At 38.0% G+C, this 23,385-nt stretch carries 18 protein-coding genes, 1 tRNA gene and 1 pseudogene; 6 read left to right on the top strand and 14 right to left on the bottom strand.

The genetic code is table 11. From position 1 onward, the window contains the following. Positions 1–140: 140 nt before the first annotated feature. Complete coding sequence (locus DX009_RS08840; RefSeq protein ID WP_006044174.1) at positions 141–1,007, bottom strand: helix-turn-helix domain-containing protein; 867 nt, start codon at positions 1,005–1,007, stop codon at positions 141–143. A gap of 98 nt (positions 1,008–1,105) precedes the next feature. Further along, entirely contained in the window at positions 1,106–3,076 is a 1,971-nt protein-coding gene (gyrB, locus tag DX009_RS08835) for a DNA topoisomerase (ATP-hydrolyzing) subunit B (protein ID WP_006044175.1), read from the bottom strand. 410 nt (positions 3,077–3,486) lie between these two features. Here gyrB and DX009_RS08830 point away from each other — a divergent pair, with 410 nt between their 5' ends. Further along, positions 3,487–4,404: an IS982 family transposase gene (locus DX009_RS08830; RefSeq protein WP_115082805.1), complete on the top strand. Its 918-nt coding sequence runs from the start codon at positions 3,487–3,489 to the stop codon at positions 4,402–4,404. A 353-nt stretch (positions 4,405–4,757) separates the two neighbouring features. On the opposite strand, the gene rpsT is transcribed toward DX009_RS08830, so the two are convergent. Both rpsT and DX009_RS08820 read right to left on the bottom strand, forming a co-directional pair. Continuing rightward, positions 4,758–5,012, bottom strand: a complete 255-nt coding sequence (gene rpsT / locus DX009_RS08825) for a 30S ribosomal protein S20 (RefSeq protein WP_006044176.1) — start codon at positions 5,010–5,012, stop codon at positions 4,758–4,760. 22 nt (positions 5,013–5,034) lie between these two features. Next, a tRNA-Glu gene (locus DX009_RS08820) sits at positions 5,035–5,106 on the bottom strand. A 116-nt stretch (positions 5,107–5,222) separates the two neighbouring features. Between DX009_RS08820 and recO the strand changes: the two genes are divergently transcribed. From recO to DX009_RS08805, 4 genes and pseudogenes are all read left to right on the top strand, one after another. Beyond that, positions 5,223–5,957 (top strand): DNA repair protein RecO, encoded by a 735-nt coding sequence (recO, locus tag DX009_RS08815; protein WP_006044177.1) that lies wholly within the window; start codon positions 5,223–5,225, stop codon positions 5,955–5,957. A gap of 77 nt (positions 5,958–6,034) precedes the next feature. After that, positions 6,035–6,175, top strand: coding sequence for a hypothetical protein (locus tag DX009_RS13330; protein WP_181792328.1), 141 nt, complete (start codon positions 6,035–6,037; stop codon positions 6,173–6,175). Next, positions 6,133–6,606 (top strand): annotated as a pseudogene (locus tag DX009_RS08810) (MATE family efflux transporter); the annotation flags it as partial. The gene DX009_RS13330 and the pseudogene DX009_RS08810, both read left to right, overlap by 43 nt. 90 nt (positions 6,607–6,696) lie before the next feature. Then, positions 6,697–7,137, top strand: a complete 441-nt coding sequence (locus DX009_RS08805; protein ID WP_115083725.1) for a hypothetical protein — start codon at positions 6,697–6,699, stop codon at positions 7,135–7,137. 81 nt (positions 7,138–7,218) lie between these two features. On the opposite strand, the gene DX009_RS08800 is transcribed toward DX009_RS08805, so the two are convergent. From DX009_RS08800 to DX009_RS08750, 10 genes are all read right to left on the bottom strand, one after another. Beyond that, a complete protein-coding gene (locus tag DX009_RS08800) occupies positions 7,219–7,815 on the bottom strand; it encodes a DUF3109 family protein (protein WP_115083724.1) in 597 nt (198 codons plus the stop codon). 31 nt (positions 7,816–7,846) lie between these two features. Beyond that, a complete protein-coding gene (locus DX009_RS08795; protein WP_115083723.1) occupies positions 7,847–8,545 on the bottom strand; it encodes a uracil-DNA glycosylase in 699 nt (232 codons plus the stop codon). Between the two features lie 31 nt (positions 8,546–8,576). After that, positions 8,577–9,239 (bottom strand): uracil-DNA glycosylase, encoded by a 663-nt coding sequence (gene ung / locus DX009_RS08790; RefSeq protein ID WP_115083854.1) that lies wholly within the window; start codon positions 9,237–9,239, stop codon positions 8,577–8,579. Between the two features lie 71 nt (positions 9,240–9,310). After that, entirely contained in the window at positions 9,311–10,831 is a 1,521-nt protein-coding gene (gene gpmI, locus DX009_RS08785; RefSeq protein WP_115083853.1) for a 2,3-bisphosphoglycerate-independent phosphoglycerate mutase, read from the bottom strand. 122 nt (positions 10,832–10,953) lie between these two features. Then, positions 10,954–12,126, bottom strand: a complete 1,173-nt coding sequence (locus tag DX009_RS08780; RefSeq protein ID WP_006044185.1) for a nucleoside recognition domain-containing protein — start codon at positions 12,124–12,126, stop codon at positions 10,954–10,956. Between the two features lie 700 nt (positions 12,127–12,826). After that, positions 12,827–13,027, bottom strand: coding sequence for a hypothetical protein (locus tag DX009_RS08770; protein ID WP_147278674.1), 201 nt, complete (start codon positions 13,025–13,027; stop codon positions 12,827–12,829). Between the two features lie 13 nt (positions 13,028–13,040). Next, entirely contained in the window at positions 13,041–16,511 is a 3,471-nt protein-coding gene (locus DX009_RS08765; protein ID WP_115083720.1) for a leucine-rich repeat domain-containing protein, read from the bottom strand. A 1,102-nt stretch (positions 16,512–17,613) separates the two neighbouring features. Beyond that, positions 17,614–17,814 carry a DUF4250 domain-containing protein gene (locus DX009_RS08760; protein ID WP_006044190.1) on the bottom strand — a complete coding sequence of 67 codons (201 nt, stop codon included), beginning with the start codon at positions 17,812–17,814 and terminating at the stop codon, positions 17,614–17,616. A gap of 134 nt (positions 17,815–17,948) precedes the next feature. Beyond that, on the bottom strand, positions 17,949–18,428 hold the full coding sequence (cdd, locus tag DX009_RS08755; protein ID WP_115083719.1) for a cytidine deaminase: 480 nt from the start codon (positions 18,426–18,428) through the stop codon (positions 17,949–17,951). Between the two features lie 21 nt (positions 18,429–18,449). Continuing rightward, positions 18,450–19,907 (bottom strand): right-handed parallel beta-helix repeat-containing protein, encoded by a 1,458-nt coding sequence (locus DX009_RS08750; RefSeq protein WP_115083718.1) that lies wholly within the window; start codon positions 19,905–19,907, stop codon positions 18,450–18,452. A gap of 280 nt (positions 19,908–20,187) precedes the next feature. On the opposite strand from DX009_RS08750, the gene DX009_RS08745 reads away from it, so the two are divergent. Further along, positions 20,188–22,974 carry an outer membrane beta-barrel protein gene (locus tag DX009_RS08745; protein ID WP_115083717.1) on the top strand — a complete coding sequence of 929 codons (2,787 nt, stop codon included), beginning with the start codon at positions 20,188–20,190 and terminating at the stop codon, positions 22,972–22,974. Positions 22,975–23,385 lie beyond the last annotated feature (411 nt).

The following is a 23,385-nucleotide window of genomic DNA, read 5'->3' as shown; positions in this document are numbered from 1 at the left end:
TTTACATTCGAAGCAAGTATAGTTGTTAGTTTGCAATAAAACAGAAGAATTTTGTAAATACAAACAAAGCTATTATTCTCTGAGTTCTGTTTGTTTTCTGTGTCCAACTGTTTCTATATTTATTGCAGAACACTAATTTCTTAACTTTTTCTGAATTGCGATGGACTTTTGCCGTATCGGTCTTTAAAATACTTTCCTAAGAAACTTTGGTTAGGGAAGTGCAATTCTTCTGCAATTTGTTTAATACTCATCTTGCTATTTTTAAGCAATACACGTATTTCCATCATTACGTAATAGTCAATCCATTCGCTTGGTGTGCGTTTGCTTACGTGCTTTATAGTTTCTGATAGATATTTAGGCGAAATATAAAGTTGCTCTGCATACCAACTAACACGGCGTTCAGAACGATATTGCTTTTCCACCAGTCTAATAAAGTCGGCAAATATAGTTTCGCCCCTCGATTTTCCAGTTTTTTCTACTTGTTGTACCCTATAAATAACATTGCACATATCGTATATGAGTACTTTTAACATAGTAGCCACCAATTCGCGACGGAATTCGTGGTCGAGGTCTAATATTTTAAGCTTTACGGCTTGTATGTAATCCAGTAATTCTTTTGCCATGTGCGGCTCAGTATGGAATACAGGGTGTCGTCTTGCAAAAAGAAAAAGCGTTGTAAGTTCTCGTATATTGCTTACCACTTCTTGGAAGAAGTCGTACGAAAGAAGCAAACAAACGCCCTTTGTTTCTGGTGCAATTTTATAGTCGCCCATTACTTGTCCTTCGCTAACAATAAGAATATCGTTTTTAGAAACCTTGTGTACAACAGTATCTACCGTATATTCTACTTCGCCTTCAGTACAAATAGCTAATAATAGACACTTCATTTTAGAAGTTTCTCGAAGCAAGGGCAGTCCCGTAGTTTGATCGTACAGCAATAAATCGCTATCTATGCTAAAACCATAGGGATTTTTAGCTTTAATGAAATCAATATTAATTTCTCTCATATAGCGTAAATTTTATTCGAGCCATCACTTGTTCTGCAAAAGCAAAAGATAGCGAGAGTTCGTAGATTAAGCATTTAAAAAATATAATAGTCAGAGCCCTATGCATCTATATTTGCGTAGGTTGCATTCTGTTCAATAAATTCGCGGCGTGGCTCTACATCGTCTCCCATTAACATAGAAAACATTTCATCTGCCGTTGAAGCATTTTCAATTGTTACTTGTTTTAGCAAGCGTGTTTTAGGATCCATAGTAGTTTCCCATAATTGTTCTGGGTTCATTTCTCCTAAACCTTTGTATCGTTGTGTATGTACAGCTTTATTTTCTTCGTCTCCTCCAGCATATTTATTTAGGAATTGAAGTCGTTGCTGTTCAGTGTAGCAATATTCGCTTACTTTTTTATAAGTACATTTGTATAGTGGCGGTGTTGCAATATATAAATGCCCTTCTTCTATAACACGCGGCATATAACGATAGAAAAGAGTCATAATAAGAGTGTCAATATGCGAGCCATCAACATCAGCATCGGTCATTATAATAATCTTATCGTAACGCAATTTATCTGTATTAGCTTCAAAATCAGACTCTCCTTCTACGCCAAATCTAACACCTATAGACTGAATTATATTCATTACCGATTCAGCTTCAAACACTCTATGGCGTTGAACTTTCTCTACATTTAGTATTTTTCCACGCAAAGGCAGAATAGCTTGTGTATATCTGTCGCGTCCTTGTTTTGCAGAACCACCAGCAGAATCGCCCTCAACAAGGAAAATTTCACAATCTTTTGGGTCTTTGTTAGAACAATCGGCAAGTTTTCCAGGCAAGCCACCTCCAGTCATTACATTTTTACGTTGAACACTTTCGCGTGCTTTTCGAGCTGCAATTCTGGCTGTGGCAGCAAGAATAACTTTATCGCAAATAAGTTTTGCTTCAACCGGATTTTCTTCTAAATAGTAAGAGAGAGCTTCTCCTACAGCTTGCTGAACTGCACCAGAAACTTCGCTATTTCCTAACTTTGTTTTGGTTTGTCCTTCAAATTGTGGTTCGGCTACTTTAATAGAAATTACTGCTGTTAAACCTTCGCGGAAGTCTTCGCCCGTTATTTCTATTTTTGCTTTTTCTATTTGTTTTGCTATTTGTGGGTCGTTATCTGCATACGCTTTTAATGTGCGTGTTAATGCTGTACGAAAACCAGTAAGGTGTGTTCCTCCTTCAATTGTATTAATATTATTTACATACGAGTGTATGTTTTCGTTGTAGTCGGTGTTATACATTATAGCAACCTCGATGGGTATGCCTTGTTTTTCTGTTTTCAGGTATATAACATCATCGAAAAGATGGGTGCGATGCCGGTCTACGTATCTAACAAATTCTTTTAATCCTTCTTTAGCGTGGAAAACTTCTTGGCGTGTTTTGCCTTCGCTATTTGGACGCAAGTCGGTTAATGTAATTTTTATACCTGCATTTAGGAATGCGAGTTCTCGCATACGTCGTGCAACAATTTCCCATTGAAATACAGTTGTTGTAAAAATGCTTCCATCGGGCCAGAATTGTTGCCGTGTTCCTGTTTTATCTGTCTCGCCAACTACTTTTACTGGATATAGAGGTTTTCCTTGTTCGTATTCTTGTTGATAGATTTTTCCATTTCGGAACACTTGCGATTTCATGTGCGAAGATAGTGCATTTACACAACTTACGCCTACACCGTGTAAACCTCCACTAACTTTATAGGAACCTTTATCGAATTTTCCTCCTGCGTGTAGCACTGTCATAACAACTTCGAGGGCGCTTTTGTGTAGTTTTTCGTGTTCGTCTACAGGAATTCCACGTCCATCATCTTCAACAGTTACAGAATTATCTTCGTTTATTGTTACTTCTATATGGCTACAATAGCCTGCCATTGCCTCATCAATAGAATTATCTACTGTCTCGTTTATGAGATGATGAAGTCCTTTTTCGCTAATATCGCCAATATACATTGCAGGACGCTTACGTACTGCCTCAAGTCCTTCAAGAACCTGAATATTACTGGCGGAGTAATTGCTCTCGTTTCCTAAGTTATCTGCCATTTTGTTTTTGAATCTGCTTATTCTTTCTCGATAGCCTTACAAGCTGTTTCTACGCTTTTCGGGATTTCATAATCTCTAAGGATATCTCATTGCAAAGATACAAAAAATACCTTATTTAGAGTAACATTTAATATAAAAAAAAGTTTAATAAAGACAATTTATAAGCTGTCTAAAAGGCTATGGAGAATGTTTTTTATTAAATGGGTATAGAAGGAAGTTTTTATTTTATTTGAATTCTTTGCTATAAAGTCATTATATTTTTTATAGTCTTACTTCTTATTGTTGGTTATAACAAACAATTTGGTTTTAACCTGAACTCGGGATAAGAATAATACTCAAAAAAGTTGGTAATCTCGTTATATTTTTGTAACTTTATAGTTGAAAATCAATAACTTACAATTAATATAGCGATGATTACCAAAGACAAAATTACCGAAATCTTTTGTATTGCAGATGACTTTTGCAAAGAATTTGAGTCAGAAATTGATAAAATAGGGCTTCCTAATGATACCAAGTGTAAGCATCGCCTTCGTAAATGGCGTATGAGCAAGTCAGAAATCATAACCATAATGATCTGTTTTCATTTTAATTCTTATCGTAACTTTCAACATTATTATATGTTCTTTATCAAGGAGCATCTTGCAGATATGTTTCCTCATCTGTTATCCTATAATCGTTTTTTGGAGCTTGAAGCTAGAGTTTCGGTAGAAATGATGATGTTCTTGCAAATATGTTGTTTTGGCAGATGTACTGGTATTAGCTTTATTGACTCTACCTGTATCCCAGTCTGCCATAATAAACGTATTTACCGCAATAAGGTTTTTAAGGATTATGCTACCAGAGGCAAAAGCACAATGGGTTGGTATTTTGGATTTAAACTGCACCTTATATGCAATGAACGAGGGGAAATTCTCAACTTTATGCTTACCAAAGCCAATGTAGATGATAGAGATGAGAATGTCTTTAATAGGCTGACTGATAATGTTTTTGGAAAATTATTTGCCGATAAAGGATACATCTCTAAGGGACTATTTGAAAAATTATTCAATGATGGCATTAACTTGGTAACAGGTATAAGAAGTAATATGAAAAACAAGTTAATCCCAATATATGATAGACTGCTTTTAAGAAAAAGATCTGTAATTGAAACTATCAATGACGAACTGAAAAATGTAGCACAATTGGTCCACTCTAGACATAGAAGTGTACTTAATTTTGCTATGAATGTATTATCAGCAATGGCTGCATATAGCTTCTTTGAAAAGAAACCTGAAGTCAATTTAGATTTCTGCATAGAACAACACAACGGTCAACTTTCTTTGTTCTAAAAAAACAGTTTGTTTTTGATAAAAAGGAGTAGCCTCAATCTAAGACGATTGAGGCTAAATGGGTTTTAGGATAAATAAATTAGAGTAATAAAAAGAAACTTATCCCGAGTTCAGGTTTTTAATAAAAAATTGTCTAACTATTAATGAGAAAAATAAAAATTATAATTACAATTTTTATTTTTCTCATTATTAATTTTTTGTGGGTTTCTTGTATGTGATATTTACGATAAAGAGATGTAAGCGAAAACTATAAAAGAAGTTTTGAAGAGTGGGTTTATATAAAGAAAAAGGTTATAGTCTTTTCAGACTATAACCTTTTCTTATTCTTTATTTGCTATGACTTTACTTACACTTTATCCAAGTGAAGCAATGTGATGACAAAGACCAGACTTTAAGTTTGCCGCTTTATTTTTATGAATGATATTTACTTTTGCAAGTTTATCAAGCATCTTTTGTATGGTTGGATACAACTTAACAGCCTCTTCCTTATCAGAGATGTTACGAAATTTGCGAACGGCGTTACGCATTGTCTTTGCGTAATATCTATTGTGCAAAGTCTTCACCTTGTCTTGGCGGATTCTTTTAAGTGATGATTTATGATTTGCCATCTTTACTTTTTATTTTTGTTTGTAGTCTCTAGGGGAATCGAACCCCTCTTACAAGAATGAAAATCTTGTGTCCTAACCGATAGACGAAGAGACCATCTGTTGTTTTGCGGGTGCAAAGGTATAAGTTTTATTTTAATTATCCAAATTTTATTGATATATTTTTTCTTACTATTATGTTTTTTGTAACTTTGTACTCGTAGAAAGGTTTTTATGATAACAAAAACAAGGGGTATAGTATTGAGAAGCGTTCGTTTTGGAGAATCGTCGCTAATAGTTGATGTTTTGACGAAATCGTCGGGACGTGTGTCATTTATGGTGCATATTCCGAAAACATCGAAAGGAAAGATTAAAAAACAGTATTTCCAACCGATGACTTTACTGGATTTTGAATACGACTTTAGGCAACGAAGCAATTTGCAACGTATTAAAGATGTACGAGTAAGTTTGCCTTATTCTTCTATTCCTATTGATCCTGCAAAGTCTTGTATATCGCTTTTCCTTTCTGAATTTATTTATTATGCTACTCGTAACGAACAAGAAAACCCCACCTTATTTACATATATAAGTACAAGTTTAGAGTGGTTGGATAATGCATACGAGGATTTTGCAAACTTTCATCTTGTTTTTATGATGCGTCTTGGTAAGTTTCTTGGATTTCATCCGTTTTTAGAGGATTTTACTCCTGGCTGTTTTTTCGATTTGCGTAATGGTTGTTTTACATTGTCAATGCCTTTACATACCGATTTTTTAAACGCAGCAGATGCTGGGCATTTGTACAATCTGATGCGAATGAATTTTGACACGATGAAACTTTTTAAACTTTCGCACGATGACCGTAACCGAATTACTGAAATAGTATTGCGTTATTATAAACTTCATTTACCTAATATGCCCGAACTTCAAAGTTTTGATATTTTACGTGAGGTGTTTGCTCATGAAATTTAAAAAAGCAATATCTGCACATTACTAAAAACGTATTCAACGGATAATTAACAATATTAATAGAAGAAAATAGTTTGTTTATGCCAGAACAATCTTCTAAATTATCGTTTTATGCAGAAAGTATGATTGCTGGTGCTCCTTTTCGTGCTATTATAAAGTTTGCCGTTCCACTTATTCTTGGCTATATATTGGAGCACAAAAACTATCGCGTGTTAAGATAGGAGTTCGCGATGCTATGTGGATAATGATGGTATATTTTGTTTTAACTGTTGCTGTGATTTATCCATTTGCCGATGAAATGATGTCGCTTTTTGTTAATAGTGGCGAACAAGATGTTATTGCTAATGCTGCTCAATTTATGCGTATTGCCAACTGGTTTTACCCAGTTTTGGGTATTTTGGTTATTCTGCGTTATAGTATTCAAGGACTCGGTTATAGCAATTTAAGTATGATGAGTGGTGTTATGGAGATGATTGCACGGTGTGGTGTGAGCTTTTGGTTAGTACCTGCCCTTGCGTGGATAGGTGTTTGTTATGCAGATCCAATAGCATGGATAATGGCAGATTTATTTCTAATTCCAGCTTTCTTCTGGCTTTTACGACGACTAAAAACGAAGATTGCTATGGAAACAGAAGCGAATAAAGAAAACTAATTTATTTTAAATGTATGAGATAAGTAGTTGATGAAACGAAAAAAGATTGTAATTTTGCGCCCCTATTAATTTATTAATGAGGAATAAGAGATGAAGAAAACTATTTTTATGACAATTGTTGGTTTTGCAATGTTAGCAACTTCTTGTTCAACAGGTACTAAAGTTGTGCAGTTCACAGAACTCAAAAACTATTTCTATAGGAACGATGCTCCAAAAGGCGACCAATTGTTGAAACTTACAACGCAAGAAGATTTTAATAGATATTTCGGCGAAGCTGCTTATATGGGAACAGATGGTGAGCCTACTAAAATAGATTTTAATGAAGACTTTGTTATTGCGAAGGTTTTTCCAGAAAGCAACAAATCGCCTGATATTAGTAATATATCTTTAGAGAAAGATGGGAAAGAAGAACTTATTTTGGGTTATGAGGTGAAAGAAAAAAGTCCACAAAGTTTTACTATTCGACCTACTTTCCAAATAGCAGTAAGTCGTAAATATATAAATGATAATTTAAAAGGAGCAACGAAATAACAATATTGGGTGCGTCAAGTTTATATCTTGGTGCACCTTTTTTAATAATAAGTAGTTTTCTATGGAATATACATTTATATGTTATTCGCTTAATAAATGTTTGGCAACAGCCTCTAATTCGGTATACCATTCTTTGCCAAAACGCCGAATAAGCGGACCTTTTAAGAATTTATAAATAGGTAAATTTAACTCTTTACCCTTTCTTACGGCATCTTTACATATATCCCATCTGTGATAGTTCAGACCAATTAGGTTATTATTAAACACTTTTAAGCGAATGGGGTAGAGAGCACACGAAATAGGTTTCACAAAGTTAGTTTTCTTTGCACGATACGAACGTTCTAATGCACAAAGACAACATTCTTTATCGTAAAACGTAAATACGCAGTCTTTTCCATGTACAATACTTGTTACTAAATCGCCATCTCTATCGGTATAAGCTATTCCTTGTTTATCAATAACAGATTGTGCCGAAGCGCTAAGGTCGCCCCATACAGTATCAACAACATCTTCAATAGCTGCAATTTCTTCCATAGAAACAGGTGCGCCAGCATCTCCTTCCACGCAACATATCCCCTTACAAGCATCAAGATCGCAACAGAACTTTTCTGTTATAATATCGGGTGAAATCAAAACATTGCCAACTTGCAAGATAGGCATCATCTTCTTATCGCTCATTTCTTTCCTTTTCTCTTTCCTAAATATGGATTTACCAATCTATTTCGTCCAACCCCTGCTGCTTTAAATAAGCGTTGCAACATGTAAATTGGTGCTTTTTAAATTTATATCTTTGCCTTGCAGCAGGATGATATGATTCGATTATACAATGTCTATTGATATCTATTAGGTTCTTTTTCTTCTTTGCATTGTTTCCCCAAAGCATAAATACAATGTGTTCACGGTTTTTATTTAATGCTTTAATAGCAGCGTCTGTAAAGTTCTGCCATTTTAATCTCTTATGACTATTGGGTTTAGCCTCACGCACTGTCAGTGTTGTATTCAGTAACAAAACACCTTGTTCAGCCCAACGAGTCAAATCGCCCGATTCAGGTATAGACTTGCGAAGGTCATCTTCTATCTCTTTATAAATCTTTCGGAGCGATAGCGGTAGCTTTATTCCTTTTGGAACAGAGAAACTTAAACCCGTAGCTTGTTCTTTCCTATAGTAAGGGTCTTGCCCAAGAATAACAACCTTAACATTATTAAACGGACAAAGATTAAAAGCATTGAAAATAAGCTCTTTTGAAGGATAACATACTTCATTTTCATACTCGCTATTTAGTTTTTCAACGAGTTCAGCAAAGTAAGGTTCTTCAATTTCTCCCCTCAAATTTTCTTCCCATGAAGCCTCAAGAGGAACATCTGTACCATTAATATGTAAGATAGGTATCATCTGTTTACCGCTCATTCTTTCGTTCTATCTTTCCAAAATATGCTTTTTACCAATCTATTTCGCCTAATCCATACTGTTTTAAATAAGCGTTGCAACGTGAAAACTGATGCTGACCGAACCAACCGCCTCTATTTGCCGATAATGGAGAAGGATGTACTGATTCGATTATACAATGTCGATTGGTATCTATCAATCGTTTTTTCGAACGAGCAAAACCGCCCCAAAGCATAAAAGCAATGTGTTCTCTATGTGTATTAATAGTTTCTATAGCAGCATCGGTAAAGTTTTGCCAACCTAAAGCTTGATGACTATTGGCTTCGTGTGCACGTACTGTAAGTGTTGCATTAAGTAATAGTACACCTTGTTTTGCCCATCGTGTTAAATCTCCAGATGTAGGTATAGGTTTACCAAGATCGCTGTGTATCTCTTTATAAATGTTTTGGAGCGATGGTGGAAGCATTATTCCATCTGGCACAGAAAAGCTTAACCCCATAGCTTGTCCTAGTTCGTGATAAGGATCTTGTCCAAGAATAACCACTTTAACTTTATTGAACGGGCAAAGATTAAAAGCATTGAAAACAAGTTTTGCTGGTGGAAAGCATAGACCATTCTTATATTCGTTGCGCACATTTTCGGTGAGTTTGGCAAAGTAAGGTTTCTCAAATTCGTTTTTCAAGTACTGTTTCCACGATGCTTCAATATCTATCATAGCATTCATTTTAGATACAATTCAGCCCTATCAGATATTGTTCCGATAGGGCTAAACCATTGTTTTTATCTTTATTTATCTTCAATCAAGCATTCACCAGTCATCTCTTTGGGTTGATCTAAACCCATAATATGGAGAATAGAAGGTGCAACGTCAGCTAATCGTCCAGACTTTACACGTGCAGAATTGTTATTGGTAACGTAGATAAATGGTACTGGGTTTAGCGAGTGTGCTGTGTTTGGCGTACCATCTTCGTTCAATGCATTGTCTGCATTACCATGATCGGCAATAATAATTGCTTCATAATCGTTAGCTTTAGCAGCCTCAATAACCTCTTTTACACATGTATCTACTGCGTAAACAGCCTTTGCAATGGCATTCATCACACCAGTATGACCAACCATATCACCGTTAGCGAAGTTTACAACAATAAAATCGTACTCTGCAGTATTGATTGCTGCAACTAACTTATCCTTTACTTCGAAAGCACTCATCTCTGGTTTCAGGTCGTAAGTTGCAACTTTTGGCGATGCCACTAGTATACGATCTTCGCCTTCGTAAGGTTCTTCTCTACCACCATTAAAGAAGAAAGTTACGTGTGCATATTTCTCAGTCTCAGCTGTGTGCAATTGCTTTTTACCTAATTTACTTAGGTATTCGCCAAGCGTCATAGTTACATTCTCTTTTGGAAACAGAATGTGTACACCCTTAAAACTAGCATCGTATGGAGTCATACAATAGTATTGCAAATCCTTTATGGTGTGCATACCTTGCTCTGTCATATCTTGTTGTGTAAGAACGTAAGTAAGTTCTTTTGCACGGTCGTTACGATAGTTGAAGAAGATAACTACATCGCCTTCGCCTATTGTTCCATTTACGTTAGCATTGTTAATGGGTTTAATAAACTCGTCGGTAACTCCGTCGGCATAACTCTCTTCTACTGCCTTTACCATATTGGTGGCTTGTTTTCCTTTAGCCTCAACCAGCAGATCGTAAGCCTCTTTTACTCGCTCCCAACGTTTATCGCGATCCATTGCATAGAACCTACCAACAATAGATGCTATGTGTGCTCCATTGGCATCGCAAGTTTGCTGAATATCGGCAATAAAGCCTGCGCCACTCTTAGGATCGGTATCACGACCGTCCATAAAGCAATGTACATAAACTTCTTTTAAACCATATTCTTTGCCTATTTCTATTAATTTGTGCAGATGGTTTAGCGAAGAATGTACGCCACCCGTAGAAGTTAAGCCCATAAGATGCAACTTCTTGCCTGTTTTCTGTGCGTAGCTGTAAGCGCTAATTATTTCTTTGTTCTTCAGTATATCGCCATTTTCGCAAGCTTTATTAATCTTTACCAAGTCTTGATATACAACTCGTCCAGCACCAATATTAAGGTGACCAACTTCCGAATTGCCCATTTGACCGTCTGGTAAACCTACATTTTCGCCTGATGCTTGTAGCTGTGAGTGCGATGAGACTGCATTTAAATAATCTAAATAAGGTGTTGGTGTATTGTAAATAACATCTCCTTTACCATGTTTCCCGAGACCCCAGCCATCGAGAATCATCAAAAGTGCTTTTTTTCCCATAATCATTTTTATTCCTTTAATACCTATTTTTATAGATTGCAAAGATAATAAAAAACTTAGAATACACAAAATATTAACACTTATCAGCTATCTTTTTATTGTTTTGCTTATGGCATTTACATTTACAAGAGCATAGTGTATAGCAAATAGCCCCAATGTGCTACTAATGCTGCTGCAAAACCTCCTATGGTGTGAGAAAGAATGGCTTTTGAGGTTAGTTCGCGATAGCCTATTGTGTCGAGCATAGCTGTGTGTGTGCTAAGAAAACCACTCCAACACATACCCATGCCTGTAAATACTGCAATAGCGTTTCCGTCTATCCAACCGTGCGAAAGAAAGTTTGGAACAAGACTTAATGCTGCTCCTACTGCTCCGAGTGCTGTAATGGGAAAGGCTACTTGGTGTGGGTCGGTAAAACCAAATAAAGGTTCTAATAGCCAATTTAAATAGTTGGCTGCTTTGGGTAATACAGCTATGCCTTCGTAGGCAGCACCTGTAAATTCACCGCTTTTACTTGGACCGAATGTGAGAATCATTACGAGGGTAGATATAATAAGCACTCCTGGAATAATGGCTACGCCTACATCTACACCTGTTTTACCTCCATCGAGCAACGAATTAAGTGTGCGTAGAAATACAGATTTCTCTTCTTCGTGTAGTGGGCGTTCTACTTGTTTTTCGAATGTTTCTGCATCGAGTGCGTTTTCGGTGAGATACTGTGGATACGCCTTTATTACAAAGTGCTGCATACACCGTGTTGAAACAATGCACCCTACACAAGCACCAACAAAGCCTATTAGTGGTTCTGCAAAATAGCCTTGCCCCAGCATAAATACAATAACAATAAGTCCCATACCGAATGCTGTTCCAAAGTTTGTGAGCGATATGTATTGGTACTTTTTAAAGTATTTGCTAAAGTGTTTGTCTTGTGCTAATGTTATAATTGCAGGGTTGTCTGAAAGGAATGTTAATATGGCTCCGAGCGATGCTACGCCTGGAAGGTGAAATAACGGGCGCATTAATGGGCGTAGAATTTTTTCTATAAGGTCTACTACGCCAAATTCTACAAGGAGTTTGCCTAAGGCACCTGTAAGTACACAGATTGCCATTAGGTAGAAACAAGTGTTCAATAGCAAGTCGTGTGCTGTGTGCATTATGGTGTTAAGCATTGGGGCAACGCCCATTACCCAGCCTATGCTACCGAATAAGGCAATAATGATTAGCAGACAAATTATACCGTTGGGCAATATCTGCTTTGGCTTTTTAGCCGTTTCGTTCTGTTCGTTTTGTTCCATTTTGCTTAGGGTTTAATATCATTGGTTTTTATTTTGGGTGTAAAATTACAATTTTTGTTGTGAATATAATATAAATGTATGGAGAAATTTAAGAAAAATGAGCATTGTAGGATATTGGCGGATAGCTTATAAGTAATATCTACAATTTACACACAAACTAAATGGAATATTCAGATGTTTGTGTTGCTTTCGTTTCAGATATCTGTCAGCTTCGTCTCAGATATCTGTCAGCTTCGTCTCAGATATCTGTCAGTTTCGTTTTAGATGTCTATTATTTACAAATTAGATATCATAACAAGTTACAGCCGTTATTGGGTTATATTATAATACGTAAAAGGTGTTTATTAAGATGATGAATATGTTCTTCTCCATTCTGTAATATTTTAATGTAAGTGTTGTTATAAGCATCTAAAAAGAGATATGTTGTTAGGTGTTTCTGTATGTTGCAAAGATAGTTTGCTTTAGTGTTGTAATTCAAAATATTGAATGAGGCAATACGAATGTAGCTATAATGTTGTAAGCTATTGGTGGTGTTTTTACACATTTGTTTGTGCAATAATACGAAAAAGCTCGCAAGCATTTTTTTTATAGCTTGCGAGCTTCTATGGTGCATAGTTTATGCCTATATTCAGCTAATGATTTTGGTTAGAACATTTAAACTCTTTATAGACTTCTATGCGTTTTGTTATTTAGTGCCTCCCTATTTGCTCCAATTAATGTAATATGGGTCGTCATTATCGTCTCCCTCATCTTCGTTGTAGTCAAAAGTTGTAGGCTTCGCTCCAACGGTACCGCCTGTAGGAAATGTTCCACCAATACTAGGACTGGCTGTTATCATAAGGTTCTCTATAGCGAGAATATTTATATTAGTTAACGGTGTTGTATACTCTTTGTGTGTCATAATATTTCCTTTCTTACTTAACAATAACTTTTTTGCCGTTTTCAATGTATACTCCGTGTTGCGGTTTTGCTATGCGCTGACCGTTTAAATTGTAGTAAACATTCTGTCCTGTTGTTCCGTTTGCAGTGTTATTAACAGTTGTAATACCAGTTGTTTCGTTATTATCGTCGAACACGAAAGCAACTTTTGCACCTGCTGGTACGCCGCTAATTTTAGCGTATGCTTTATGTACAGGCATATTCAGTGCACTTGTTACCTTCATAAAGATGCCCTGGTTGGCAGCTATAACATATATTGGGTCTGCACCCACTGCAATAGCCTTATCGCGAACGGTAACTCCGTACATCATATTATTAGTAATGGTATGTGGTGTTGCATCTTCTTCACCAATGGCATAGTAGAAATCGGTTGGTAGAGCTTCAGCATCCATAACTTTCAGAAGAGTACCAGTTTCGGCAGGTATATAGCTATAGTTTCCACTTACACCACCGTTTTCGTCTACACTTGTCATTTTCACATGGTAGGTAGCATTACCATAATCGCCACCACCAGCATCAATGCGCACTGGTGCTATAAAAGCAGCTACTTTGCCAGAGCCATTTTCTGTATTATAGATACTAAAGTCTGCATCGAATTCGCGTGCGAACGTACCATACTTTTTAGCTATTGCAGGCGCACTGGCAGCACCTATATAAGGTATTTTATAGCTTATTTGTGAAGCGTAACGCTCCCAACCAGCATGCTCGTGATCTTCGTCTTTGTAGTGTGTAAGAGCAGTCTTCTTTACATAAATCTTCAAGTTAGGGTTAAATTCACTATAAGTGTTTCCATATTCCCACTTGGTAGAACTCATATCCTTTGTAGGGTTGAGGCTTGTAAAGAATATGCTTTCTACAGTAGATGAGCCGTCTGCTTTATTGAAAGCATCAAGCCCTACATAGTCGAGCGTATTTCTAAAAACAATCTCCTTTATGTTTGTTGTGTTCTGTTTCATTGCATAGTCGCCCCAAAGACGCACTTCGTACATCTTGTCATGGTCGTCTGCATTCTCCACTGTGTTTGGCACAACGTAGGTGTACACATCTGCTTTCACATCAACCACCATAACAGCTTTATTAGATAATGGGAAGAATTCAGTAGAGCCATTGCCCTGTCCGTTTGTCTCTTTAAAGAACGAAATGCCCACTTGCTTAAATTTGTCCCAGTAGTGATCGGCGGCAAAGGCTGCTTGTGCTTCTTTACGAATGCTTATTTGAATGTTGTGTGTATTAACATTGGCAGGATTGAATGCCGATGGGTGGATGTTAGTGATAGGAGTTTTTCCTAAGAATGCAATGGTGTTTAACTTTGCAGTACGGTCGAAAGCAAACTCATCTATCTTCTTAACATTCTCTGGTATGGTAATATTCTCTAACGCTTGTACGTAGTAGAAAGCTTGCGTACCAATTTCTTCAAGTGTTGGAGGTAGCAAGGTGTAATAGGTATTAGCCTTTGCAGGTGGGAATGCTTTCAACACTTTCTTATCTTTGCTAAGTAAGAATCCATCAACGCTAGAATAAGTAGCATTGTTCTTGTCTACTGTAAACTTCTCTAGCTTTGCACATTCCTGGAAGCCTGTTGGGTCTATACTGCTAACATTCTTTGGAATAACAATCTCTGTTAAGCTCTTGCAAGTGTTAAATGCATCTTTCTTAATAGTAGTTACAGAAACAGGAAGTTCTATTCTTTTCAAAGCACTTGCTCCTTGGAAAGCTCCTTCGCCAATAGTTTCAATAACTGAAGGTTCTTCAAAAGTAACCTTCTCCATTGACGAATTACCATCGAACGCACCACGTTGTATAGTCTTTATTGTCTTTGGTATGGTAAACTCCTTTAACTTTGTATTGCCTCTAAATGCACCTGTCTCTATGGTCTCCAGCTTTGTTTCGCCTAAGAATTTAAACTCTTCTAAGTTTGGGTTATTAGCAAACGCATCGCTTCCAATGGTCTTTAAATTAGAGTTAGCTTCTACCTCTACGCTCTTTAGCTTTGTTGGACTAAAAGCACTCCAACCAATTTCTTCTACAGAAGCTGGAATTGTGAGTTTCTCTAATCCTGTTCCATAGAAAGCAAATGTTCCAATCTTTTTAAGTGTAGCCGTAGGCTCATATTCTATTTCTTTTAAAGAAGCTGCACCCTGAAATACGTCCTTTCCTATTTCTTCTAAACCAGAGTTGAATGTTATCTTAGTTAATTTCTGCGCATAATAGAATGCACGATTGCGAATTTTCTTTGTATTAGGGTGTGTTGTGTATTCTCCTGTTCTACCAGATGGGTAAAGAACCAATTCGCTAAAGTCTTTTGTGTATACTACGCCTTCTGCATCAGCTGTGTAATAAGGATTTCCTGCATCTACTTTAAAACCTAAAAGGTCGGGTGTTCCGCTAATAGCACCGTTAGCAATCTCTTGTACTGAAGCAGATATTTCTACATTTCTTAGATTGCGTACAGAATAAAATGCACCTTCTTCAATCTTCTTTACATCTTTAAGTTTTACGGCTGTAATGGTTTGAACTTGTGCAAATGCACCCTTTGCTATTGTTTCTACACCAGCAGGAATTTCGTAATAGTTTCCTTTAGCCTTTGCATGTGTAGGGTCTATAGATGTTGGCGCATCGTAGTTAGCGTCTACAATACCGCCTTTATTGTTAGGATAAGCAATAAGTTTCTTGCCATCGCTTGTTACAACAACGCCATCAATATCTTTAAAAGCTGTGTTACCACTGGCTACTTTTATTTCTTTTAGATTGGTTGCACTGGTAAACCCATTAGCCTCGTTGGTGGTAGGAAGCTGAGTTAGCGTTGTTGGGAGATTTATGCGTGTAAGTGTTGCTGCACATTGGAAGCCATTTGTTGCAATGCCAACAACACCTTCGGGTACTGTAAACTCTTCTCCGCCTACACCGTAGGCTGTTCCTTGTTTTGCAACAGGATAGCTAATTAAAAACTTTCCTTCGCTTCTATTCTCGTAAAGCACGCCATCTGTTGCCGAATACTTTGCACTTCCGCTTTCTACATTTATAGATGTTAAGCCTTTCATTTGCGAAAATGCACCGTCTTTAATGTCTGTTACGGTAGATGGAATGGTGATACTTGTAATGTTGTTTCCTTTAAATGCGTTTGCATTAATAGTAGTTACACTGTTAGGTATTGAAACAGATGTGGCATTGGGCACCGTACTGTTGGCATCAATAGCAGTTACATTGAACGTGTACTGGTTGTTTTCGTCCATTACGGTAGATGGAATGGTGAGTGCTCCCGATAAGTTAGACGAAACAAATTTCGCTTCGTACCTAGCGGGATGTCCGTCGTGTGCTACGTCCATATACGTAACCTCGTACGTAAGACCATCTCTTGTAATCTTGTTGCCCACAATTAGGGCGCTTGCATTAGTTGCATATAACATTGCAAGCAATGCAAAAAGCATAAATCTAATTTTCTTCATGATGTGCTATAATAGTAAGTTATATTTTTCTTTCCTCGTCTATATTAGAGTGCCAATTAATCTATATTACAGTTCCAATTAATCTATACGATAGTTTCAATTATCTATATAATAAGGTATATTAAGCCTACTGTTACTTTCGTTGTGTGGCTTTGTGCCCTTAATCGGACGGTTCTATAATTTGTTTCTCTATAGTGTGTCAAGGTGTTTGCAACCTCTTTACATTATATCTTCGTTTAAATTGCTACCAAATCTTCCTAAACTCAAATAGGAATAGTAGAATTTACGAATGCAAAAATATTGCTTTTGTGCTAACAGGCTGTTGTCTTATTATTCATAATAGTTTCTTTTTTATATGTAAAAGTTGCTGTTTCGTCAATATAATTGTTCATTTATTCGAACTTAAAGTGGCATTTAACTTTTGTTGGTTATTAAACTATAATATTATCATATTTTTGTTTACACCATTCTTTCTATATTTCTTGCTATTTTTCGTTTTCTTGTCGGCTATTTTACTTGCCTTTCAAACTTGTTCTAATCTGCTATGCTTTCAGTATAAAGAAAAGCTATCTGCTCAACAAAAATTTAAAATATGCCATACTGCTAATAGTTTGTTTGGGTTAAAACGCAATGCGCAATTATGCTTGCATAACATTGTTAGTAGTGTCTCGTAACATTTTCTTTATGCTATCGTATTGTTCTCTTCAGTATCAGATGGTTTTATTTACACGTAAGTAGAGTTTTACTTACACGTAAGTAAAGTTCTACTTACACGTAAGTAAAGTTTTACTTACACGTAAATAAAACTATGCCAGTATAGATATACCATTATATAATGCGAGTAAGAATATGATTGTATTATAGTGTAAATTGTCTCTTTCTTATGCGGGCATAATGCGTTTCTATGCACCATGAATGTGGTTTTTAGGTAGTATATATGCGTGTTAAATGGTGTGTATATGTTTGTATTCTTGTGTATTAGGCGGGTGTTGCGAATGCCGTTTTATTTATTGCAGTTGATTGAAATAAAAACAGCGATGTGTCTGCAATTAGGCACATCGCTGTTCGTTAGTTACATATTATAGGTTTATTGTTGCAATAATTATTTATCGAAGCCTATGGGACGGAACTGTTTTTGGGTTTCGCTATATTCGAATCCAGCTTCAAGCAGCCGTTGTTTCAGTTCGGTACAATCTTCGTTAAAGTTATTGCAGAGCGATGAAAGAGTATCAAACTCTTCGTCGCGTAAGAGCATGTTTACTGCGCTTACAAGCATTGCAGGGTCTTTGGGTAATTTTTCCATAAAACAAACTTATATATTGAGATTTATAAAATGATAGCAACAAATATGCTAAAGTGTATTCTGCATTGTAGTGGTGCCGTTGTTGGGTAGCAAAATGTCTGCAATAGCTATGCCTAATGCTGTATATTGTTTATTTATTTCATTGATTCACCAATAAACTGTAGCGGCAACAAGTCTTTTATAGTGTTAATAATGTAAATGCCATCTGTGCCATAAAGTAAGATACGAACAGGCTTTTTATAGCGGTCTTCAATTTCCAATACAACTTGTCGGCATGCTCCGCACGGCACAATGGGCAGCTTCATTAGTCCATTACCATTGCGTGCGGCTATAGCCAATGCCTTTATGGGTTGGTCTGGGTGTGTGCTTTGCGCTGCAAATATAGCCGACCGCTCTGCACAGAGTCCCGATGGATAGGCGGCATTTTCTTGGTTTGCTCCCATCACCATATCTCCATTCTCCAATAGCAATGCTGCTCCTACGCTGAAGTGGCTATAAGGCGCATAGCTATTTTTGGTGGCTTCAATAGCTGTTTTTATAAGCGCTTGTTCGTTGTCAGATAGTTCTTCAAGTTGGCAAACACCTATTTTTATGTTTATTTCTATTTGTTCCATAAACAGTTTCTTGCTCTTCTCTTATTCTGGTCTGTATTCGTAGCAACCTATATCGGGCTTGTTATCGCGTGCAAAACCATCGTGGTCGGTTGCGCTAATACCGTTTGGGAGTACTATTCCCATATCGCGAGCTTTCGATTTCTCTGAGAGATGAAAGTCGTAAGCTTGTTTGTCGCCGTCTATCTTTCGGAAATGTTTCTCGCCCGATTGTACAGTGTCTGTAGCTTCTTCCCATATAACGTCTACATACTTAGTGGCATCAGGCTCTTTTGGCTTTACGGTGCGCAATATGCTATGGTCGAATTTGAAGTTTTGAGCTGCCTCGTCAGTAAACGCTCCCATTATAACATCTTCAGCATAACCAGTAATAAGCGTATTAAAAACATTGAATTGTTGTAGCGCATATTGCTTTCCATCGTTGCTATTTCCAAAGCGTAAGGCTGCACCACGGTTACCATCAAACGGATAGAACTGCGCAAGGGTGCAATGGCTCAAGGTAACGTTGCCGCCAAAGAAAGCAGCACAGTCTTTCAGTGTGTTTGTTATTTGACAATTGCTGATATCTATTTTGCAATTAGTGGCTAGCAATCCATAGCCCTGACAGTTGTGAATGGTGCTTCGATGAAGCGAAAGAGTAGTGCGATTAACGTCCGACGAATCACACACAATGCCGTTGTAAGTGGAATGAATATCGGCAAAGTTAATCTCGTTATCGTAACTCGACGTATTGAAATGAATGCCTTGCCACTGTCCGCTCACACGGTCGTATGGCAAATAATTGAACATATAGTCCAAACGGTCGCCCCGAAGCGTAACAACCCTGTCGGCTGTTCCTGCTATTTTCAGCTGTCCGTGCACGTCAATGCCTGCCTTATTGGAGAAATAAAGCGTGGTTCCGGCACCAATGGTAAGCGTTGCGCCCTCGTTCACCTTTATGCCTCCCTGCACCACAATGGGCTTTGTGCTTTGTATGGTGGTGTCGTGCTTTACCTCAATATTCTTCAATAGTTCGGCGTCCCAACTGTACGCCTTTAGGTTTACTTTTTGTTGCACTGCACTTTCGAGCGTAAACACGAGGTTGTCTTCCACTAACTGCGGATTGGTCTTACCGTTCTTTGGTGTTGTAAGTTCTACGAAGACACGAATGCTATCCTTGTTTCGCACTTCAAGCCCATTCACCTGATAGCCATTTGACTGCCCCAAGTAAATGCCATCTACATTTACTCTGAAACCCGTTTGGTTGCCTTGCTCCAATCGAACATTTGCAAGACGAATTCCGTTACCCGACCGGTTGTATACCCAGAAAGTCTTTGTGGGGGTTGGTACTTTCGAGAACGTAGTGTCAAGTTTCACCGTATCTGTTGAAAATACCAACAGATTGTTCTTCGATGTCGTAAAAGTATCATCATCGTTGCAAGCCGTTACTAATCCAACAACAGCTAACAACAACATATATGTAAGTATTCTAAGTTTCTCCATTGGTATTATAACGTAGGAAAGCACTACTTATTACATTGTTATAATAAAAATGCACGCAAACACGCAGTAGGCATTGCTTCGAAAGTAAGACTACTGTACTGACAGGATAAAGAAGCTTTAAGAAATCAATACAGTTGCTTGTGCAATTTAAAAGTGTAGCTTAGGAATCAAGATATTTTAAGGAAAGTGGGGGGTAAATGCGCCAATATCAAAAGAAAGTATTAAATTTGCAACATATTATAACGATAAAACTAATCTAATAATAAACAACGCAGCATCTATGAAACAAAAGAAATGTTTATTTAGCCTTATACTTACCTTATTGGTGAGCATACCAATGATGGTAAGTGCAGATATTGTTACGGGTAAAGCTGTAGACGACAAGACGGGCGAACCTTTGGCAATGGCGTCTGTACGGATGGAGTGCAAGATGGGTGGATCCATTCATGTCATCACTACCACTACCGACTCGTTGGGTAATTTCAGCAATCAGTGCTCCTCTGAAGGGAGACTAACGGTTACGGTGAGTCTCTTAGGCTACCACGATACCAAGAAGAGAGGTTACTGTGGAAGCGGTTCGACTGCCGACACCATAAAGTTAGGGGAGTTCAGACTGCAACCGTCAGACGTTGTACTCGATGAAGTGATGGTGTCGGCAAAGGCTAAACGTTTCACCATACAAGGCGATACGATTGTGTTTAACCCTGCTGCATTCAAGCTAACCGAAGGTGCTCGACTGAAAGAACTTATAGAAAAGCTGCCGGGCGTAACGAAAAAGGACGGCAAACTCTACTGGAACGACAAACCTTTGCGCCTACAAATGAACGGACACGATATATTCGGAGGAAGCGGAATCGTTGCCGACCTGCCTGCAGAGGCTGTTCAGAACATTAAAAGCTACAACAAAGCGAGCGACTTTGCCAAACATTCGGGCAAAGACGACGGCAAGGAAGACCAAGTGTTGGACATTAAAATAAAGGCGGGATTTATGGATAAATGGTATGGCGACATAAAGGCAAAGCTACAATCGCCCAAGAACTACCAAGCCTCCATAAGTTCTTCAAAGCTCAGCGATAAAAATCCTATTATGTTCCAATTCGATGCTAACAATGTAAACCGATATCAGAAAGTAGGTACAAGCTGGTGGGAAAGTGGCGACTTCGACTATTTCGGCAAGGCACAGAATGCAGCCTTAGGCTATCAGCACAATTGGAAAGCAATAGCCAACGAATATCACTTTGTTGCACTTTCTTCTAACTTCAATCACAAAGATGGTTGGGGAACCGACTACGAAGCCGCACAATACTTCTCGCCAAACAATGTAACAACGTGGAGCCTCAACCGAACGAAACACTATAACCACGAAATAGCACCCGAAGTGCGTGCCGAATTGCTGTCGTTTGTAGATAGAAATAACATCGCTGCAGCACACTTAATTTTCAATTACACATTGCAACGAAACAATACAGAGACAGGTAGCGCACGCTTCGACACCGATACGAAGCCTTATGGCGATTTTCCTTTAGACTTAGCACTAAGCGCAGGGCACGGCGATGCAGTCTATCGGCACATCATAAACCGAGAACGTTCGTACCAGCAACAAATAAACGAAGGTGGAGGAATTAAACTTGAAGGTATCTGGAAACACTTCATTGCCAAGAAGGCACAGTTGGAAATCAATGCCGAAATGGAATACCAGAATGGCAATAATCGTTTTGATGCTCATCGCGAGCTGGAGTATATAAACAAAGGAACATCTTCGCCACTCTATCAATACAGCCGCGCACCCTATCATAACATAGAGGTAAGCGGAAAGGCTGCATTGGAATACCACATAAACGATGCTCTTATGCTAACCGCAGCAGAGCAATTTAAGGCTAGTAACAATAACATTCGGCAGAGCTTTTACAGTTCGCCCATTGCTTCGAAAATAGAAAGCGACCCTGAGAGTGTGCTCGATGTAGCCAACAGCTATCGAAGTAAACACTTAGAAACCAATGCCACAAGTACGCTTGGTATAACTTACAAGGTGGGCAATTGGCAGTTTATTCCTACCGTAGACTATAATTTCGATTGGGAACAACTGAACTATCAGCGTGGTAGATTAGACACTGTGGCACACCGCAATAGTAATACCTTTATGCCGGGAATGGCTGTTAAATGGAAGTTGAACAAGAATAATCGCTTCGATATTGCATTCAACTACACAACAAAGCTGCCCGACCTGCTGGCTACATTGGGCTATCGCGACGACACCGACCCATTCTGGATAGTAGAAGGAAACCCTCTATTGCATCGCAGTCATCAGCATACAACCTCGTTAAACTATGCTGCCACAGCGACAAAACAGCAAGCTATGTTTCTCTTTAAAGTGGGATACACACACATTATCAATCCTATTGCTACAGTATATAACTTCGACCCACAAACAGGCGTGTACCGTAGCCACAGCGAAAACGTGCGAAGCGGCAACGATTGGTTCGCTGAAGTAACCTACGACCGAAGTTTTGGCGACTACATACACTTCTCCAACAAGGCAGAAGCGCATTTCAAGAAAGCGTATGGCTATCTTGCCGATTTCAATGGACACGCTGCACAAGAGCAAAACCAACTGAAAATGTTTACTTTCGTATCAAATCCCGAACTTTCGTACGAAAGCGATTGGCTGAAAGCTGGCATCTTCGGAGAAATTAATTTGCAACGAAACAGATACTCGCTGGCGAGCCAATACAACAACACACCTATTGAATATGTCTACGGATTGCGCGCAACACTGAAGTGGAAAGGCTGGGAGATAAACAACGAAATACAAGACAAAGCCACAACAGGCTATTTATCGCAGACTCTGAACCGTCACCGCATAATATGGGAGGGCTACATTCGTTATGTTTGGAAGAAGAGTAAGAACTGGATTGAATTAAGTTTCGACGATATTCTGAACCAAAACCGCTATTATGAACTTAACGTAAACTCAACAAATCGTACCGAAAAGTGGAACGAATTTCTGCACCACTACGTTTGCTTAACCTTCAATTACCACTTCGACGCAAAAGGCAATAAAAAGTAAATATCCGCTCTCCGCTCTGTACCACTATTGCCTTCTGTTGGCAGCACTATGGTTTGCTGCCAACAACACTATGGCTTATGCTCTATTTATCGTTAGATAAATGGTTTTACCAGTGTATATACACTATACTGAAACGAATGTACATCTATGGATCTACGAATGTATATCTATGGATCTACGAATGTATATCTATGGATCTACGAATGTATATCTATGGATCTACGAATGTGCAATTGTTGATGAACAAACACTACGCCATAGAAATAACGGAGCAATACCATTGTGTAGAGCAAAAAACAGCAGACATCTAACTAATTAGATGCCTGCTGTTTTGTTGTTTCGTCTTAATTGGGCGTTACATCGCACCCATATTGTTTTATCTTTATACCATTAACCTTTGATAACTTTCGT

This window comes from Prevotella pallens, assembly GCF_900454935.1.
GTDB classification, from domain to species: Bacteria; Bacteroidota; Bacteroidia; order Bacteroidales; family Bacteroidaceae; genus Prevotella; species Prevotella pallens.
This window is presented reverse-complemented; position numbering and strand designations above follow the sequence as displayed.

What these genes read in the sequence shown, in the direction of transcription:
- DX009_RS08780 (WP_006044185.1), bottom strand. Translation starts at nt 12,126, where the DNA reads ATGGAACAAAACGAACAGAACGAAACGGCTAAAAAGCCAAAGCAGATA.
- DX009_RS08770 (WP_147278674.1), bottom strand. Translation starts at nt 13,027, where the DNA reads ATGACACACAAAGAGTATACAACACCGTTAACTAATATAAATATTCTC.
- rpsT (WP_006044176.1), bottom strand. Translation starts at nt 5,012, where the DNA reads ATGGCAAATCATAAATCATCACTTAAAAGAATCCGCCAAGACAAGGTG.
- DX009_RS13330 (WP_181792328.1), top strand. Translation starts at nt 6,035, where the DNA reads ATGCCAGAACAATCTTCTAAATTATCGTTTTATGCAGAAAGTATGATT.
- DX009_RS08760 (WP_006044190.1), bottom strand. Translation starts at nt 17,814, where the DNA reads ATGGAAAAATTACCCAAAGACCCTGCAATGCTTGTAAGCGCAGTAAAC.
- DX009_RS08840 (WP_006044174.1), bottom strand. Translation starts at nt 1,007, where the DNA reads ATGAGAGAAATTAATATTGATTTCATTAAAGCTAAAAATCCCTATGGT.
- gpmI (WP_115083853.1), bottom strand. Translation starts at nt 10,831, where the DNA reads ATGGGAAAAAAAGCACTTTTGATGATTCTCGATGGCTGGGGTCTCGGG.
- recO (WP_006044177.1), top strand. Translation starts at nt 5,223, where the DNA reads ATGATAACAAAAACAAGGGGTATAGTATTGAGAAGCGTTCGTTTTGGA.
- ung (WP_115083854.1), bottom strand. Translation starts at nt 9,239, where the DNA reads ATGATAGATATTGAAGCATCGTGGAAACAGTACTTGAAAAACGAATTT.
- DX009_RS08745 (WP_115083717.1), top strand. Translation starts at nt 20,188, where the DNA reads ATGAAACAAAAGAAATGTTTATTTAGCCTTATACTTACCTTATTGGTG.
- DX009_RS08830 (WP_115082805.1), top strand. Translation starts at nt 3,487, where the DNA reads ATGATTACCAAAGACAAAATTACCGAAATCTTTTGTATTGCAGATGAC.
- DX009_RS08750 (WP_115083718.1), bottom strand. Translation starts at nt 19,907, where the DNA reads ATGGAGAAACTTAGAATACTTACATATATGTTGTTGTTAGCTGTTGTT.
- DX009_RS08795 (WP_115083723.1), bottom strand. Translation starts at nt 8,545, where the DNA reads ATGAGCGGTAAACAGATGATACCTATCTTACATATTAATGGTACAGAT.
- cdd (WP_115083719.1), bottom strand. Translation starts at nt 18,428, where the DNA reads ATGGAACAAATAGAAATAAACATAAAAATAGGTGTTTGCCAACTTGAA.
- DX009_RS08800 (WP_115083724.1), bottom strand. Translation starts at nt 7,815, where the DNA reads ATGAGCGATAAGAAGATGATGCCTATCTTGCAAGTTGGCAATGTTTTG.
- gyrB (WP_006044175.1), bottom strand. Translation starts at nt 3,076, where the DNA reads ATGGCAGATAACTTAGGAAACGAGAGCAATTACTCCGCCAGTAATATT.
- DX009_RS08805 (WP_115083725.1), top strand. Translation starts at nt 6,697, where the DNA reads ATGAAGAAAACTATTTTTATGACAATTGTTGGTTTTGCAATGTTAGCA.
- DX009_RS08765 (WP_115083720.1), bottom strand. Translation starts at nt 16,511, where the DNA reads ATGAAGAAAATTAGATTTATGCTTTTTGCATTGCTTGCAATGTTATAT.